The sequence below is a fragment of the Sporosarcina newyorkensis genome (assembly GCF_900167515.1).
Classification (GTDB): Bacteria; Bacillota; Bacilli; order Bacillales_A; family Planococcaceae; genus Sporosarcina; species Sporosarcina newyorkensis.
The window spans coordinates 100,162-115,882 of sequence record NZ_FUYJ01000010.1 but is presented as its reverse complement, the minus strand read 5'-3'; the positions used below and the strand labels follow the sequence as shown (position 1 = coordinate 115,882).

At 43.0% G+C, this 15,721-nt stretch carries 17 protein-coding genes; 7 read left to right on the top strand and 10 right to left on the bottom strand.

Going from position 1 to position 15,721, the window contains the following annotated elements; all coding sequences use genetic code 11:
* The 6 genes from B5D59_RS16315 (at position 1) to B5D59_RS16290 (ending at position 5,290) form a co-directional block, all read left to right on the top strand.
* On the top strand, positions 1–759 hold the full coding sequence (locus B5D59_RS16315; RefSeq protein ID WP_040759966.1) for an SDR family NAD(P)-dependent oxidoreductase: 759 nt from the start codon (positions 1–3) through the stop codon (positions 757–759).
* Positions 752–1,225 (top strand): PPC domain-containing DNA-binding protein, encoded by a 474-nt coding sequence (locus B5D59_RS16310; protein WP_009499184.1) that lies wholly within the window; start codon positions 752–754, stop codon positions 1,223–1,225. The genes B5D59_RS16315 and B5D59_RS16310 overlap by 8 nt, the downstream gene beginning before the upstream one ends.
* 6 nt (positions 1,226–1,231) lie before the next feature.
* Positions 1,232–2,713, top strand: coding sequence for a class I adenylate-forming enzyme family protein (locus B5D59_RS16305; RefSeq protein WP_078818685.1), 1,482 nt, complete (start codon positions 1,232–1,234; stop codon positions 2,711–2,713).
* Positions 2,710–3,843 carry a thiolase C-terminal domain-containing protein gene (locus B5D59_RS16300; RefSeq protein WP_078818684.1) on the top strand — a complete coding sequence of 378 codons (1,134 nt, stop codon included), beginning with the start codon at positions 2,710–2,712 and terminating at the stop codon, positions 3,841–3,843. Before B5D59_RS16305 ends, B5D59_RS16300 begins: the two co-directional genes overlap by 4 nt.
* A 4-nt stretch (positions 3,844–3,847) precedes the next feature.
* Positions 3,848–4,150 carry a Zn-ribbon domain-containing OB-fold protein gene (locus B5D59_RS16295; RefSeq protein WP_040759965.1) on the top strand — a complete coding sequence of 101 codons (303 nt, stop codon included), beginning with the start codon at positions 3,848–3,850 and terminating at the stop codon, positions 4,148–4,150.
* A gap of 177 nt (positions 4,151–4,327) precedes the next feature.
* Positions 4,328–5,290 (top strand): bile acid:sodium symporter family protein, encoded by a 963-nt coding sequence (locus tag B5D59_RS16290; RefSeq protein ID WP_078818683.1) that lies wholly within the window; start codon positions 4,328–4,330, stop codon positions 5,288–5,290.
* Between the two features lie 116 nt (positions 5,291–5,406).
* On the opposite strand, the gene guaC is transcribed toward B5D59_RS16290, so the two are convergent.
* The 10 genes from guaC to nhaC all read right to left on the bottom strand — a co-directional run bounded on the left by guaC (position 5,407) and on the right by nhaC (position 14,038).
* On the bottom strand, positions 5,407–6,390 hold the full coding sequence (gene guaC / locus B5D59_RS16285) for a GMP reductase (protein WP_078818682.1): 984 nt from the start codon (positions 6,388–6,390) through the stop codon (positions 5,407–5,409).
* Positions 6,391–6,576: 186 nt separating this feature from the next.
* On the bottom strand, positions 6,577–7,341 hold the full coding sequence (locus B5D59_RS16280) for an ABC transporter permease (protein WP_009499178.1): 765 nt from the start codon (positions 7,339–7,341) through the stop codon (positions 6,577–6,579).
* On the bottom strand, positions 7,338–8,234 hold the full coding sequence (locus tag B5D59_RS16275) for an ABC transporter ATP-binding protein (protein ID WP_009499177.1): 897 nt from the start codon (positions 8,232–8,234) through the stop codon (positions 7,338–7,340). Before B5D59_RS16275 ends, B5D59_RS16280 begins: the two co-directional genes overlap by 4 nt.
* Positions 8,218–8,445, bottom strand: coding sequence for a PLDc N-terminal domain-containing protein (locus B5D59_RS16270; protein ID WP_009499176.1), 228 nt, complete (start codon positions 8,443–8,445; stop codon positions 8,218–8,220). Before B5D59_RS16270 ends, B5D59_RS16275 begins: the two co-directional genes overlap by 17 nt.
* Complete coding sequence (locus B5D59_RS16265) at positions 8,442–9,542, bottom strand: helix-turn-helix domain-containing protein (protein ID WP_040759964.1); 1,101 nt, start codon at positions 9,540–9,542, stop codon at positions 8,442–8,444. The genes B5D59_RS16270 and B5D59_RS16265 overlap by 4 nt, the downstream gene beginning before the upstream one ends.
* 193 nt (positions 9,543–9,735) lie before the next feature.
* The gene (locus B5D59_RS16260) at positions 9,736–10,416 is read right to left on the bottom strand and encodes a DUF3169 family protein (protein WP_078818681.1); all 681 of its coding nucleotides are present in this window, start codon (positions 10,414–10,416) and stop codon (positions 9,736–9,738) included.
* Entirely contained in the window at positions 10,413–10,619 is a 207-nt protein-coding gene (locus B5D59_RS16255; RefSeq protein WP_009499173.1) for a helix-turn-helix transcriptional regulator, read from the bottom strand. Before B5D59_RS16255 ends, B5D59_RS16260 begins: the two co-directional genes overlap by 4 nt.
* A 195-nt stretch (positions 10,620–10,814) precedes the next feature.
* On the bottom strand, positions 10,815–11,411 hold the full coding sequence (locus tag B5D59_RS16250; protein ID WP_009499172.1) for a GNAT family N-acetyltransferase: 597 nt from the start codon (positions 11,409–11,411) through the stop codon (positions 10,815–10,817).
* A gap of 404 nt (positions 11,412–11,815) precedes the next feature.
* Complete coding sequence (locus B5D59_RS16245) at positions 11,816–12,448, bottom strand: DUF421 domain-containing protein (RefSeq protein WP_078818709.1); 633 nt, start codon at positions 12,446–12,448, stop codon at positions 11,816–11,818.
* 213 nt (positions 12,449–12,661) lie between these two features.
* Positions 12,662–14,038 carry a Na+/H+ antiporter NhaC gene (nhaC, locus tag B5D59_RS16240; RefSeq protein ID WP_078818680.1) on the bottom strand — a complete coding sequence of 459 codons (1,377 nt, stop codon included), beginning with the start codon at positions 14,036–14,038 and terminating at the stop codon, positions 12,662–12,664.
* A 391-nt stretch (positions 14,039–14,429) separates the two neighbouring features.
* Here nhaC and cypC point away from each other — a divergent pair, with 391 nt between their 5' ends.
* Entirely contained in the window at positions 14,430–15,671 is a 1,242-nt protein-coding gene (gene cypC / locus B5D59_RS16235; RefSeq protein ID WP_078818708.1) for a CYP152 family fatty-acid peroxygenase CypC, read from the top strand.
* Positions 15,672–15,721: the final 50 nt, after the last annotated feature.

Sequence of the window (15,721 nt, the reverse complement as noted above, 5' to 3'; positions counted from 1 at the left end):
GTGAAACTGAAAGGACAGACGGCAATCATTACAGGGGCGGCTAGTGGAATTGGTGCCCAGACGGCCCTCCTTTTTTCGCAAGAAGGGGCCAATGTTGTTTTGGTGGACTTGAATAGCTGCAGTAAAACGCTTGCAGCTATTCAAGAAACTCGAAAAGATGCAGTCTTTTTGGAGTGCTTAGGAGATATAAGAGATCCGGAGTTTGTCAGCGCGACCATTGCCAGAGCTTCTGATAAGTTTGGAGAATTGCATATTTTAGTGAACAATGCGGGAACTTGCAGTCGGCTAGGATTGGATACGATGACGCTGGATATGTGGGATCGCGATATGGAAACGAATGTAAAGGCTGCGTTTTTATTCATTCAATCGGTTGTCTATCCACATATGATCGAGCAGAAATACGGGCGCATCATTAATATCAGTTCCGTTTCAGGGCTTAACGGAGGCGTGACTTCAGGAGGTAAGAAGGACGGCAGATCTGGACCAGCCTATTCCGCTTCAAAGGGTGCAATCATCGCATTAACTAAATGGGTGGCCAAGGAGCTCGGTGAGCATGGCATCACATGTAATTCTGTAGCACCTGGCGCAACGGAAAGTGCAATTACAGCAGGCGTGGAATACGATGTCGGCGGACAAGCGATTAAACGGATTGGTACACCTTCCGATATTGCTGAGGCTATTTTGTATTTTGCAACATCCGAATCAGGCTACACAACAGGACAAGTTTTGAAAGTAGACGGGGGATACAGTTTTGGATAATCGCATTCAAGCGGTGTATGACAACAAAACTCATCGCATTATTGGCCGTTTGAAGAAAGAAATCGATTTATTTGAAGGCATTATTGAAGTATGTAAGGAATATGGAGTCGAGGCAGCTCAGTTTCAATGTATGGGTTCCCTCGCACATGCGACAATTGTACAACCGCATCAAAATGAGGATAAGAGCTTACAATACTCCGATCAAATCGTGACAGATACACCTGTTGAGTTGCTGTCTGGTACAGGGTTTCTCGGTTATAGTGCGGAAGGGGAGCTAGACATCCATTTCCATGGCATATTCGTTGACTGTGATAAGAAGATTAACGGCGGTCATTTCATCCGAGGCAATAATCCAGTTGCGATTACGGTAGAGTTTATTGTATTTCCAGTATTCGACGTAAATATGCAGCGGAAACCGGATGAGATGTTGGGCATACCACTGTTTCACTTTTTAAAGAAGGAGTGAGAAGATTTGGAAACAATCGGAAAACTGGCAATGAAATCGGCAGCTGCGTATCCGAATAAGATAGCGGTGAAAGATGAGCAACGATCAATTACGTATAAAGAAATGATGGACCGAGCATTTGCGCTTTCTGCGTATTTCGAGAAGATAGGATTAAAAAAAGGAGATCGTTTTGCAATTCTGATGTCGAATCGTCTGGAGCATATTGAGCTAGACGTAGCGGCAGCCATTTCTGGCGTCATCAAAGTCCCGTTAAATTATCGGCTTCACCCGAAAGAACATGAGTATATGCTGGAAGATGCCGATGTGAAATTGATTATCGGAGAAGAGCAATTAATCCGATCAATTGATGTGGTATTGGAAGTGTTGCCAATTGGAGAGGTATACGAAAAAACGATTGAGAGCTGCCAAGGCGCTCATTCAATTGCCGAAGTAGATGAAGATGATACATTTGCCATCATGTATACCTCGGGCACTACAGGAAATCCGAAAGGTGTTATGTTGAGTCATCGTAACGTCATTTCAGGTGCATTGTCGCTCGCGTTGGCATGTGAAACGGATTATGACGATGTCATTGGTCACGTTGCTCCATTGACGCACGGCAGTAATTTCCTTTCGCATGTCGCTTGGCTGTATGGTCTGACGCAAGTGGTATTCAGTAAGTTTGAACCGGAAGAGTTTGTACTGGACCTGAAGAGAGAGAATATCACCGTTATCTTCTTAGTGCCAACGATGGTAAATTTGATGGTCCAACATCCAAAATTTGAACCGAAAAATCTTTCCACGCTGAAATCGATCAATATGGCAGGATCGGCAATAGCCGCGAGTAAACTTGAGCAAGCACTCGCTTTGACGGGACCTATTTTCGCGCAGACATTCGGACAGGTGGAAGCACCGATGTGCATTACGATGATGCCGAAACGGGAACTTGGTGAACATTTGGAATCATGCGGGCGCACAGGACCGTTCGTAGATGTGAAAATCGTCGATGATCAAGGAGCTCAACTGCCGGCGGGAGAGGTCGGAGAAATTGTCTGCAAAGGTTCCCTTGTCATGAAAGGCTATTGGAACAATGAAAAGGCGACGAATGAAACGCTGATTGACGGCTGGCTACAAACAGGGGATCTAGGCTGGCAAAGTGAAGAAGGTTACGTGCATATTGTCGACCGCAAGAAAGATGTCATCATCTCAGGCGGTGTCAATATTTACCCTAGAGAAGTCGAAGAAGTCCTCAACAAGCATGCTGGAGTCAAAGAGACGTGTGTCATCGGTGTGCCGGATGACAAATGGGGTGAGAATGTCATTGCTTATGTAGTCCCGAACGGAACGAAAACTGTTACAACTGAAGAATTGACTCAACTATGTCTAGATCATATGGCAAGTTTCAAAAAGCCGAAGGAAATTCACCTGGTGGAGGAGTTGCCAAAAAGTTCATACGGCAAAATATTGAAGCGTGAGTTGCGCAATCAGCACGAGGGGGTGCAGTCGTGACGAATGTCTATATACAAGGAATCGGGATGACCAAGTTCGGGAAGTTTGTGGATCAATCCATGAAATCGCTGTTACTCGAAGCCTCCATTCAAGCGCTGGAAGACGCAGGGAATCCAAAAGTCGATGCGGTATTTGTCGGAAATTTCATGGGCGGCTCAATATCCAATCAAGAAATCCTTGGTGCAATTGTCGCGAATGAACTCGGACTTGGCTATGTTCCGACAGCCAAAGTGGAAGGTGCCTGTGCTTCAGGAGGAATTGCGTTGCGCCAAGGAATTATGGGCATCTTAAGCGGTGAGTATGACACCGTGTTAGTAGCAGGTGTGGAGAAGATGAAACACGCTTCTACCGCAGACGTAACCCAGGCCATTAACGCAGCGATGGATACCGATTCCAATGAAAAACAGGCAGGTCTGACCTTCCCTGGGTTTTTCGGAGTACTGGCGAATCGCTATTTCTATGAGACAGAGGCGACCAAAGAACATTTGGCGATGATTGCAATGAAGAATAGAGAAAATGCTTTAAACAATCCATTGGCCCAGTTCCGGAAGCCGACAACGATGGAAGAGATCATGGAGGCACGAATTATAACGTCGCCACTCGGTTTATTCGATTGTTCACCAACCACTGACGGAGCGGCTGCATTAATTATTTCACGGAAAAAAGGAGGCGTTCATATTCGAGCGTCTGCACAAAGTTCGGGTCCTACGCAAATGCAGGACGCTGCTGATTTGTTGTCGCTTCCAGCAGTTCGGGAATCTGGTCGTTTGGCATATGAAAAGGCGGGAGTTAGCCCGGACGATATCGATGTAGTCGAAATCCATGACTGTTTCTCCATGACGGAGATGTTAGCGATTGAGGAACTAGGTTTCTTTAATAAACGGGAAGGCTGGCTCGCAATAGAACAAGGTCAGACGAAAGTGACGGGCGGCAAACCAGTGAATACAAGTGGTGGATTGCTATCGCGTGGCCATCCTATCGGGGCGACAGGCATTGCCCAGATTTATCATCTCGTCCAGCAGCTGCGCGGTACTGCTCCGAACCAAGTTGAAGGCGCTCGGCTTGCATTGGCGCAAAACTTAGGCGGAACCGGTTCGTATTCTACCGTTCATATACTGGAAAGGTTGTGAAGAGATGAAAGTTTATCAATGCGCTCATTGCGAGTATGCCAGTGTGTCGAGCAAATATCGATGCCCGAGCTGCGGAACCGGCTCGTTGCAGGAACAGGAAGTTTCTTCGAAGGGTAGTGTCTATAGCTATACGGATATCCACATCGCACCGGCTGAATTCGCACATCTTGCCCCTTACACAGTTGTACTCGTTCAGCTCGACGAAGCCAAAGTAAAAGTGACCGTGCGAATGAATTCGGAAGTGTCGATAGGGGATGCAGTTGACTTGGATCATGTGGAGAATGGCGCGTATGTTTATACGAAATAATAGGGGGGGATGGTTGCAAAGTGGGCCGCGCTCATAAATAGCTCGTTTGCGCTCATAAACTCCGGTCAGCCGCTCATACGCATATGTGTTAAGATCCAAGTAAAGTGTCAACGGCTTGTGCTTGGCATGAACTTACTTGTGCCAAGTACAAGTTTTGCTCGTTAGGGAGAGTTGTGTGTGAAAACGATTCAAATCATTTCAAAAATTATTTCGAAATACTTGCCAATCTGGATTGTACTTTTATCCATTATTGCTTACGCTACCCCAGACGCATTTGTTTCTATCCGACAGCTTACGGGATTCGGATTAGGAACAATTTTCTTCCTGATGGGGTTATCCCTATCGTCAGAAAAGTTGCTAGAAGTTATTAAAAACCCAAAATATGCACTGCTTGGCGTCTTCCTGAAATGGACCATTATGGTGGGTGTATCGATTGGTATTGCGTATCTATTCTTTAGCAATCAAGCTGAAATCGCAACAGGCATCATTTTGTCGGGGACCGTACCAAGTGGGACATCTGCGAATATTTATACATTTATCGCAGGCGGAGAAGTCGCCCTAAGCATTACGATGGCGACATTGGATACATTTATCTCGCCTGTGTTGACACCTGTTTTATTGCAAGTTTTTGCAGGACGCTTCATTCCAATTGAATTTTGGCCATTATTCCTTAATATAATTTATATTGTATTTTTGCCCTTGTTGGCAGGATTATTTGTACAGTGGCTGTGGCAACGGCAGGTGGAAACAGTGAAGCCGTATACGCCGGTTTTATCGCAACTCGCTTTATTCATTGTTATCCTGTCCGTTATTTCCAACGCACAGCAGGCACTTTCTGAAAATCTGTCGGTGTTGCCGCTTGTTTTCGTGGCGGTTACTTTGCAAGTCTGTATTCCGATGATGTCGGGATATTTCATTGCCAGATGGATGGGCGTAGCCGAACGCAACGCGCGCGCAATTTTATTCCATACAGGGATCTGTAACTCGGCTTTAGCTGCGACACTCGCAATGGAGCATTTTGGATCGCTTGCTGCAGTTCCTGCAGTCGCTAATATGGTGATGAACTTGACGATCGGTGCGTTGATGGCGAGTTTGTTTGAGAATAAACTTCGGATTGAAGAAGAGGATGTGCAACCATAACGAAAACACTCTCTTCGTCATTGGAAGAGAGTGTTTTTACTTAGATAATGTATGAAAGGCTGGCCTGGTTATCCGGAGAGCAACCTAGAGGATAGTCTCCGAACAGTTATGCTCATTTAAAACACTTTATCCCCATTGAAAATTGAGTTCTTCACAATCACGTAATCCACATTGCGAATGGCCTCAAGTTTTTTGCCGCCTGCGTATGAAATAGAGGACTGCAGATCTTGTTCCATTTCAATCAAAGTGCCTTTCAACGGACCTTTGTATTCCACAAACATCTTTTTACCTTCGACGTTCTTCTTCTCACCTTTTTGGAACTCTGACGCAGAACCGAAGTACTCTTTATACTTCTGTCCATCCTGTTCCACGGTTTGCCCTGGTGACTCTTCATGTCCAGCAAATAACGAGCCAATCATGACCATGCTGGCACCAAAACGAACAGATTTTGCGATGTCCCCATTTGTGCGGATACCGCCGTCTGCAATAATCGGTTTAGACGCCGCTTTTGCACATAAACGAACTGCCGCCAATTGCCAGCCGCCAGTACCGAAGCCAGTTTTAATTTTCGTGATACATACTTTTCCCGGTCCAATTCCCACCTTCGTTGCATCCGCTCCAGCATTTTCAAGCTCGCGAACTGCTTCTGGTGTACCGACATTTCCTGCGATGACGAAGCTCATTGGCAAATGCTTTTTGATATGCTGGATCATTCGGATGACTTGATTGGAATGACCGTGCGCAATATCGATCGTGATGAATTCAGGAACGAGAGCGTCGATAGCGAGCTGTTCAACAAATCCGTATTCCTCTTCTTTGACGCCCACGCTAATAGAAGCAATTAAACCGCGTGCGTGCATATCCTTAATAAAATCTACACGCTTTTCCGGGTTAAAACGATGCATAATATAGAAATAGCCTTCTTCTGCAAGTTGAATCGCAATCTTTTCATCAATGATGGTCTGCATGTTGGCAGGTACGACAGGCAATCTGAAAGTATGTCCGCCTAACGTAACTGAAGTATCGCATTCCGAACGACTCTCAACCACACATTTTGCAGGAACTAGCTGTATATCTTCATAATCAAATACTGTATCCATTACAATCACCTCTATAAACGAATATTTTCATTTAAAATCACTGGATTGTTCGTCCTTTAGTAATTTACCTGAATCTATACTAAATGTCAACAAAAGTGGAAAGCGCCGTCTAACTTCGAAACGTCCCGAGAAGCTGGCGCTTGCAACTGGATGTCAACGTTTTCAGAGAGGTTTTTGGAAAATAAATCACAGCAACTTTTTCTTGAAATGGGTAGTCGTTAACCAGACAAAAAATAGAGTCAATCCGATAGTTAAGACATAAGGAATTACTAGATCTGACGGTATCACGTCACCAGTTAGTATTTCCGGAGGAGTGGCCATTAATTCAAGCGGACTCCATGAATGAGATTTCGGAAAAATAGCAAAGATAAATAAGCTGATCATGAAAAGTAGAGTGACCAATATTCCGCCGGAGGAAGTCGCGAAAAATGTGTTCCCCCATAATGTGATGGCGAGAAGCAGTAAGCCAAATGCATAAAGGCAGCTGACAGCAAAGAATAGATGATGCAGGCTGTTTTGATCCCAATAGTAAGCTGTATAGGCGTATGTGATACTGAACGATAAAGCGATAGCGAGCGTCCAATAACAAAGTGCGATAAAAAACTTCGTTGTAATGACTGTACTTCTATGCAATCCCTTTGTAAGCAAAATCACAAGTGTACCTTTTTCCAGCTCCTTCGACATCATCGTGCTGAATAATAAAATGAAGACGATCAAGCCCATTTGCGGTACATTTTTGTAAAACTGCAGCCAAGAGTCAAGCGCAGCAGGCTCAGGCAAATTTAGCACAGCTCCTTCAGGCATAAAATTCTCCATTAGGACGGGGGTAATTTTAGCCGTGAAAGGATTCAGCACACCAAGTATCGAGAAAATGACCAGCACAAGCAGGAGTTTGTATGTCTTCACGCTCTCGAACCATTCTTTCTTGAAAAATCCAACCCAGCTATTCATCCGAGCACCTCCAGTACGACTTGTTCCAACATTCGAGTTTGTGGATGTATGGACTGTACGATGAGTTCTCGCTGTGTCAGCTCACGCATGAACACCAAACGTGCCCTGTCATTCGGTAAGCTGACAATTAAAGTATCATCTTCAATATGCATTTTGGCTTGAGTGGATGCAAGTTGTTTCATAGCTTCCTTCGCAGGAACTGTGAATGTATAGACAAATTGGTCGTGAAATTGCTGTTTTAATTTTGCCAGTTCTTCTTGAAAAATAATTTCTCCTTTATGTAGCATCGCGACATGATCACAGATTTGTTCCGCGTCAGATAGGATGTGTGTAGAGAAAAAAACAGTTGTTTCAGCTTTCGCTTTTTGCAATATCGAAAGAATTTGTGCGCGACCTGCCGGGTCTAACGCAGAAGTCGGCTCATCGCAAATGAGCAGCTTTGGCCGGTTAAGCAAGGCCTGCGCGATACCGAGACGCTGTTTCATACCCCTTGAATAGGTGCGAATCAAGGAAGTTACATCTGCTAGTCCGACTAATTCCAACAGCTCATCAATCCGTTGTTTCCATTCCTTTTTCGGCATGTCAGTAACCACCGCGCAAAGCTCTAAATATTGTCTCGCGTTATAAAATGGATAGAATTCCGGAACGTCCGGTAAAAAGCCAATATGTGCGTTTGATTTCGTTTCTCCGAACGTCACCTTTTCACCCGCGATCGTAATCGCTCCACCAGTGAGTGGGAGCAGACCAAGCATACACTTCATCAAAGTGGTCTTGCCGGCTCCATTCGCACCGACAAATCCGAAAATAGAATGCTCAGGAATATGCATATGAATGTCATGCAGTACGTCCCGACTTCCAAAGCGTTTTGTTACACCTTCAATTTGCACGACCATGATCATCACCTCTTCCGAAGACAAAATAAACTAATGGACCGATAAACTGAATGAATAACACAATTAGCAGCCACATTACCTGATTACCAAAACGATAGTGGGGATTTCGGATGACGTGGACAGCTGAAAATATCCCGAGTCCGATTTGTAATAGGATAAGAGGAATTAGAAAAGGCAAATACTCGATTAGAATCTCTACGTCCGTATTCATTGAATGCCCTCCAATCCCCAGCGTAATTTTTCAATTAATTCCTTCATCTCCTCCTCATTTTGGAAAGGTGCGAAGAAAGGTGCCTCGATAGCTTCCAAAGCCGATTGCTTAATAATACTCGTATTGCGCAGGGCATTGGGACCTAAATCCAATTGTGCCAACCAGTCTTCCAATAAATCAAAATAGTCGTCGCCCCGCAGTTTAATGGGAAACAAATCTTCGATACAGACTTCAACAAACTTCTTCAAATACGAATACATCAACTCGCGTTTCTCCAACGCTGCAGCACATTGAGCTACGCCAAAATAAAATTGCAGACAAATATTCGGATGCAGTTTTCTTAGTGAATACAATTCGATCAATCCATTCATTCGGCGAATCGTTTCTTCAAAAGCATTCGAATCGGCTGTAGTCAGTCGTAAGTAAATCGGACTGCTTCCAACTAGCTGGATGATGTTTTGGTACATCATAACTTGGATCACACGCAAGGCTTCGTCTTGCTTTTCCACTTGTTCATAAGCAGTCGCCAGCAAAATTTCATCACCAATACTTGGTTTAATTACGCCATCCAATAAATGAAGTGTTGTGTTTGGATCAGCTTGCATGAGCGCGATGGTTGCCTGCAAGGAATTGGCTTGGCGCAACATCCAGACGTCTTCGCTTAATTGGCGGATACGCTCGAGCCATTGGTTAGTCTTTTGCAAGATATGAGGGCTTTCATCACTTAGCATATGGTGATTAAGCATTAAAATACTCATTTGCAATAGAAATGAAGGATCGTGATAGAATGACTTCACCTGTTCGTCTACTTCATCATAAACTTGTTCAAACGGTTCTATCCCAAAGCGTTCAGCAAATTCGTAATACTGTTTCTGAATTTCTGCTTTTGACAATTGACGTTCATAGCCAAGTAGCTCATCCACTGTTAGTTTGAAATAAGAAGCCAGCTTCGGCAACAACGTGATGTCAGGATAACTTTGTCCTTTCTCCCACTTGGATACCGATGCTTTTGAGACCTGGCAATAGGCAGCCAGCGTATCCTGTGTTACCTGCAGCCGTTTTCTCTCTTTTAATATGATCGACCCGATTTGCAGCATTTTTTCACGTCCTTTCTGCTTTATAATTAGTGTAAGGTCAATCATTCGGTGATTCAATCAACTATTAGGTTACTTATTTAGAGGAAAGTCAACTAGAAGGAAATAAAGTAGTCTAGAAATAGAAACCATAAAAAAGAGAACTTAGGAGTGCTATATTTTTCCTAAGTTCTCTTAAACGATTCATCACACTACATTATTTACTTCGTACTTTAAACATATATTGTGTATTAACGGTAACTAACACGATTGCAATGACAAGAATAGCAAATAGTTGTGAGTTACCTGATCCGACAGAGTAGATAATGAACAAACCCATCGCGCCAATTAATAATATGTTTGTGCTGTTGTATGCTGAATAGAGTCCTTCCAACATAACGTGCCGTTCTCCCTCGTCAGTTGCAGCCAGCAACTTTTTCGCATAATTTTTATCTGAGGCTTCTGGCAAGTTACGGTCAGGATATACAAATTTTATTACTGATAATCCCGCCGTGTTACAGATAAGGGTTGTGATCACTAGCAGTAATGCGCCAATAATCAGTGCCAAAGATTGTTTTGTCACGAGTGCGATTCCTAATGTGCTGATAGCAAAGATGAGACTGCTATTGCCAGCCAATGTCGCGTCGCTATATTTTTTATATTGCCATTCATCCCGTAAATCTTCCTCTTCTCCGGTTAGAGAAGCAGTTGCTTTTTTCTTAATTTGCCAGATGTTCATTATACATAGCAGCCCCAGAAAAAAAGATACTCCGCCAAGCACTACAGTCATCTCCAACCCGATACTTTCCATTGTCTTTTCAAAATCCGAGGCTAGCAGCGTGTATGTTGCAAAAAAACCGATCATCGCCCCGACTAACATTTTTCCTATTGTTTTCATGATAATTCCTCCTCATCGAAAATAAAAATCTTTTCAATTGGTTCATTAAAAATATGAGACAGACGTACAGCAATCAGCAAGGAAGGCATCAGGTCTTCCCGTTCGATTAAACTGATCGTTTGCCGGGAGACTCTAGCGCGTTTAGCCAGCTCGGTTTGATTGAATCCTTCTCTTGCACGAAGTTCCTTCAGTCTCGTCTTCATCACATCATCCCACCTTTTTTATTCAATTAGATTATAAATCAGATTCTAAATACGTTGAATACATATTATACTTTACAATTTGACTAGTATAATTGTCAAGTTGATAAGCAAAATAGTCAAAACAAGTAAATGAAAGCCAAATAAAAAGCGCCCAGCATGTTAGCTTGGACGCTTGATTGGAACTATTTTTCTGCCTTATACACTGACGGCATCAAAATTTTCCAAAATATTTATTTTCGGTTTCATATAAAATTGAAGCACTTGTGCTGTAGGTTCGTATGAGGCTCCATAAAAGTGCTGATCTTTGTAAGTGTGAATTTCTTCGTAGGTGGTTTTCATCGCGTTGAAGATGACCTTTTCATCCACTTTGGCAGGTGTTGCGGGTGACCAATAAAGAATCTCGAGGTTGTTTGTTTCTCCGGTTGCCAGTGAACGACGCACATAACTAATTTGTTGTGCGTGAGAGAAGTCTTCTCTAGCATAGAATTTGAGTCGTTTACCCGTATCGGGTTCTTCTTCAACAGCAGGCTCAACTTCCAATAAAATCGGCTTATTTTTGGTCTTCAACGAATCCAGTAGTTTTTTTCCGAGACCTTCGCCGCGCGCAGCAGAAGATACGAAAAGATAATCCACGAAAACAAAATCCTCCGTCTCCACGTACATTAGTACATGTTTCGGTCCTTCTTCCTTATGATAGACATTTCTTTTATCAATCAGCAATGTCTCCATATGTTCTTTTGACTTCATCTCTTCAATCGGAAAATACTCTTTCAATTTGTTGTACCAATGCATGTGGTTAATTCTCCTCCATAGGTAATGTGGTGTACCTGGAGCTTTTTGTTTGGGGATCAAACATAGAGAGGAAAAAAGAGGTCAGAAAAAAATCCTCAACACTAGTATACTCTTTTCAGTAAGAAAATAAACCAATTTGAACAAAATACTTTATTTTTTTATCCATATAAAAATAAAAGCACTGACAAAATACAGTCTGTCAGTGCTTTTCATATATCATTATCTTGCGTTCTTTCCGCGTGAATAATCCTCTTTCTTATTTTTTTCATTCATAATCTTTTTTATGACAGGATACAGCAGAGGTCCCCATTTTATTACGCTTTTTATTAATCTTTTCATATAGAAAACTTCCTCTCATTATGGAGTTGTTATGGATAAATTCCCTTTATCTACATACTCTAAACTTATTCTAGACGCTTTGGCACGGGGTGAGAATGACCTTCTACAATTTCAGAGAACAAGTTAGTGGTTTCTGGGATTGGAGGAGGACTTTGCTCGGAAGCTAAGTGTAAATTTAGCTGACGACTCATTTCCTCTAAGGTTAGTTGAATACGATCAATATCCTCTTTTGTTGCATACTTTTTTCGGTCAATTAACGAATAGCCGAGCTGTCCGCTCATCTCGATGGTGGCATACTTAACATCTTCTGCCTTATCTATGCCCTTTTGGCGGAGATGCATTTCTAGTTCGTCGACTGTCATTCGTAATTTTTTCATCGTTTGTAGCTTCAGTATGCCATTTTCAATGATTACTCTTGAACTTCCCCTTGCCAGACGTTCGAATACATTAATTTTTAAAGATAGGTATTCGATTACCAATAACGTTAACACAAGAACGAGAGCGGTCAATAATGTGTGCCAAAGGTTCTTGCTGACTACTGGCTGGATCAAGAGTGTTCCAACAGCGACCATTAACACGGTTTGTCCGATTGTCATTTGCGAAATGGATTTTCGTCCTGAGATGTGCAAGAGAACGATACCTGCAACGATGATCAGCACAGCTTGCCAAATAAAATTGAAATCCACGCCTTCATTCACCGCCAATTCAAGATTTCCATTTAGTATTGGTCAATCAAAAGGTCTTATGCATGGTCATCGGGAATCTTTATAAGGATACGTGGTAATGGGGTGTTGGAAAGCTTGCTTGATAATTTCGATAATGAAAACGCAAAAAAAGCTGTATAGTGTTCTGAAAGATGTTCCTTAAAAGCAGAACAACTCATTAGAACCCATACAGCTTCCTTTAAAATCTTAAATACGTGTCAATGTCTTCCCTAAGTATCCGAAGAGCACTGTCAGTACAGGACTCAATAAGCAGAAAAATGTAAACGGTAAATAGGCAAGTGTCGGCACGCCAAGCACAGTAGTAATGAAAATTCCCGCCACACTCCATGGAACGAGAGGGTTGATGACCGTTCCGGCATCTTCCATAACACGGCTCAAGTTTTTATTGGCCAGTCCGACTTTTTCATAAGATGACTGGAATGCTTGTCCTGTCAGTAAAATGGATAAATATTGCTCACCAATCAGTACGTTGATACCGATTGCTGTAAGTGCAGAAGCCATGATAACTGAAGACACTTTACGCAGTAAGCTTTCGATCTTTGCAAGCAGACATTGTACAATTCCCAGCGTAAACAGCATACCGCCCATACTTAAAGCTAGCAGTACAAGTGAGATGGTGAACATCATGCTTTCCATGCCTCCGCGAGAGAGTAGTTCATCTACTTCGGTTACGCCAGTTAATCCTTTATAACCGCTGAATAAAATCTCTAGTACTTCCGAAAAACCATATTGAGTATGGAAAAACGCAATGATCACAGCGACAAACGAGCTGGCTGCAAGCGTTAAAATTGCTGGTACCTTTGCAAATGTCAAGACGAATAGGACGATAATCGGAATGACAGTATACCAATGAATCATATTTGTACCCATTAATGCATCGCGAAAGGTCTCAATCTTTTGAAAATCACCAGATGCTGTACTGGGAGAGAGTATGCCGAAAAGTATTAGGGAGATGAAAAAAGCAGGGAACGTCGTCCACCCCATATTTCGTATATGTTCAAATAAGTCCACGCCAACAATAGAAGAGGCTAAGTTGGTCGTATCGGAAAGCGGCGACATTTTATCTCCGAAAAAAGCGCCTGACACAATTGCACCCGCAGCAAGTGGCAAGGACAAGTCCAGTACGTGAGCCATCCCGATAAACGCCACCCCGACTGTTGCAACTGTTGTTAATGAACTGCCGACGGATAGACCGATGATTGCGGTAACGACAAAGGCGATGGCATAGAAGTAGGCCGGTGTAATGATTTGAAACCCAGCATAGATCAAAGTAGGAATGGTCCCGCTCATCATCCAGCTACTGACAAGTACGCCAATAAAGAAGAATAAGAACACGGCACTCATACCTGAACTAGCGCCGTTTACTAGCCCTGTTTCAAGTTGTTTAAACGTAAATTTATTCCACATTCCATATCCAAACAACAATAAAATGGCCAATAAAATAGGTAAATGTGGTGCAGATTTAAACTGCACGATACAGATACTGATAAGTGCGACAATGGCAACGGACAAACTGACAGAAGCCTTAAAAGTTGGTTTATGAATCGCTTTGATTTGCAACATGCTGACTAGATGCCTCCCCTATAAATACGAAAAACCCCTGTCGCCCCCATAAGGGACGAAGGAGTTCTCCGCGATACCACCCTAATTGATAGCCTGAGCTATCCTCTCCATTGCATGTGAAGACAACTCGTTGGTGTAGTTCATTTCATACGTCGCCTGAACTTGCACCTACCGTTCAGTCTCTTGTTGCTGCCGCGAATGAAATTACTGAAGACAACGCTTCACTTTATATAAGACCTTGTTTTGTTTACAGAAAGATATACCGTTTTGAATATAACCACTTCTAACAGATAAGTCAATAGCTGAATGGAACGATTATAGAAAGACTGAAATGGGTAGAGAATAAAGAAGCAGCAGAAAGGACGTGACGGGTTTGCGGGAAACTAAATCTATGCCGAAGTTAGAAGGGAAAGATCACACAGCGAGTATGTTGAGGGAAGGCTATCAGTTTTTGCGAAATCGAAGAAGAGGACTGCACTCTAACGTATTTGAGACTCATTTACTTGGTGAACAAGTGATTTGTCTGTCGGGAGCGAAAGAAGCCGAACTATTTTATGATACGGATAAATTTATTCGCAAAGGGGCAGCACCGAAACGTGTCCAGCAAACATTGCTTGGTGAAAAAGGAGTCCAGACGCTGGACGGAGAGGCTCATTGTGTACGCAAGGAAGCATTCATGTCGCTAATGGGACCGGAGCAGATTCAGCAACTGAAAGAGATGGCCGCTGGGCAGTGGGAAAGAAAGTTACGTGACTGGGAACAGCAAGGGGAAGTGAATTTGTACGAAGAAGCTCAAGAACTTCTGCTTCGTCTTGCATGTCAATGGGCGGGTGTTCCATTGAAAGAAAAAGAAATTAAAGAGAAGCAAGAGGCAATCGTTCAGTTGTTTGAAACCCCTGCAACACTGGGCTATACGCATTGGAAAGGTAAGAAAGCACGTGAAGAAATGGAAGAATGGATCGGTGGCTTAATCAAATCTGTCCGTAAAGGAGATTTGATTCCTTTTGAAGGAACGGCTATGCATGTTTTTTCATTCCATCGTGATGAGAAAGGCAAGCTGCTTAGTGAAAAGATTGCCGCTGTTGAAGTGCTGAATATTGTCCGTCCAATAGTAGCAATTGCTATATATATCGCATTTACAGGACATGCCTTAATCCAACATCCTGAGGAGGCCAAAAAGCTCTCTTCTGGTAAGGAAAAAGATCTGCAGGATTTTGTTCAGGAGGTTCGTCGTTTGTATCCTTTCTTCCCATTTAATGCGGCACGTGTAAAAGAGAACTTTAAATGGGAAGACTATGAGTTTAAGAAGGGAACGCTGACGATTCTCGACTTTTACGGAACGAATCACGACCCGAAATTATGGAATAATCCAGAAGTGTTTAATCCGTCAAGATTTGCAGAGGAGTCGATCACGCCATACAACTTAATTCCGCAGGGTGGTGGGGATTACATTCAAAATCATCGCTGCGCAGGAGAATGGGTAACGCTTGAGGTGATGAAGGTCAGCTTAGATTACTTGGCAAATCGAATGACATTTGAGGTGCCGGCGCAAGATTTAAGTTACAGTTTGGTGGATATTCCGAGCATTCCAAAGAGTGAAGTTATACTGAAACATGTGAAACGAAAAAATTGATCGATGCCCGGCCATTCATCCGCGAAGAGGTGGCCGGTTTTTAATGGGTA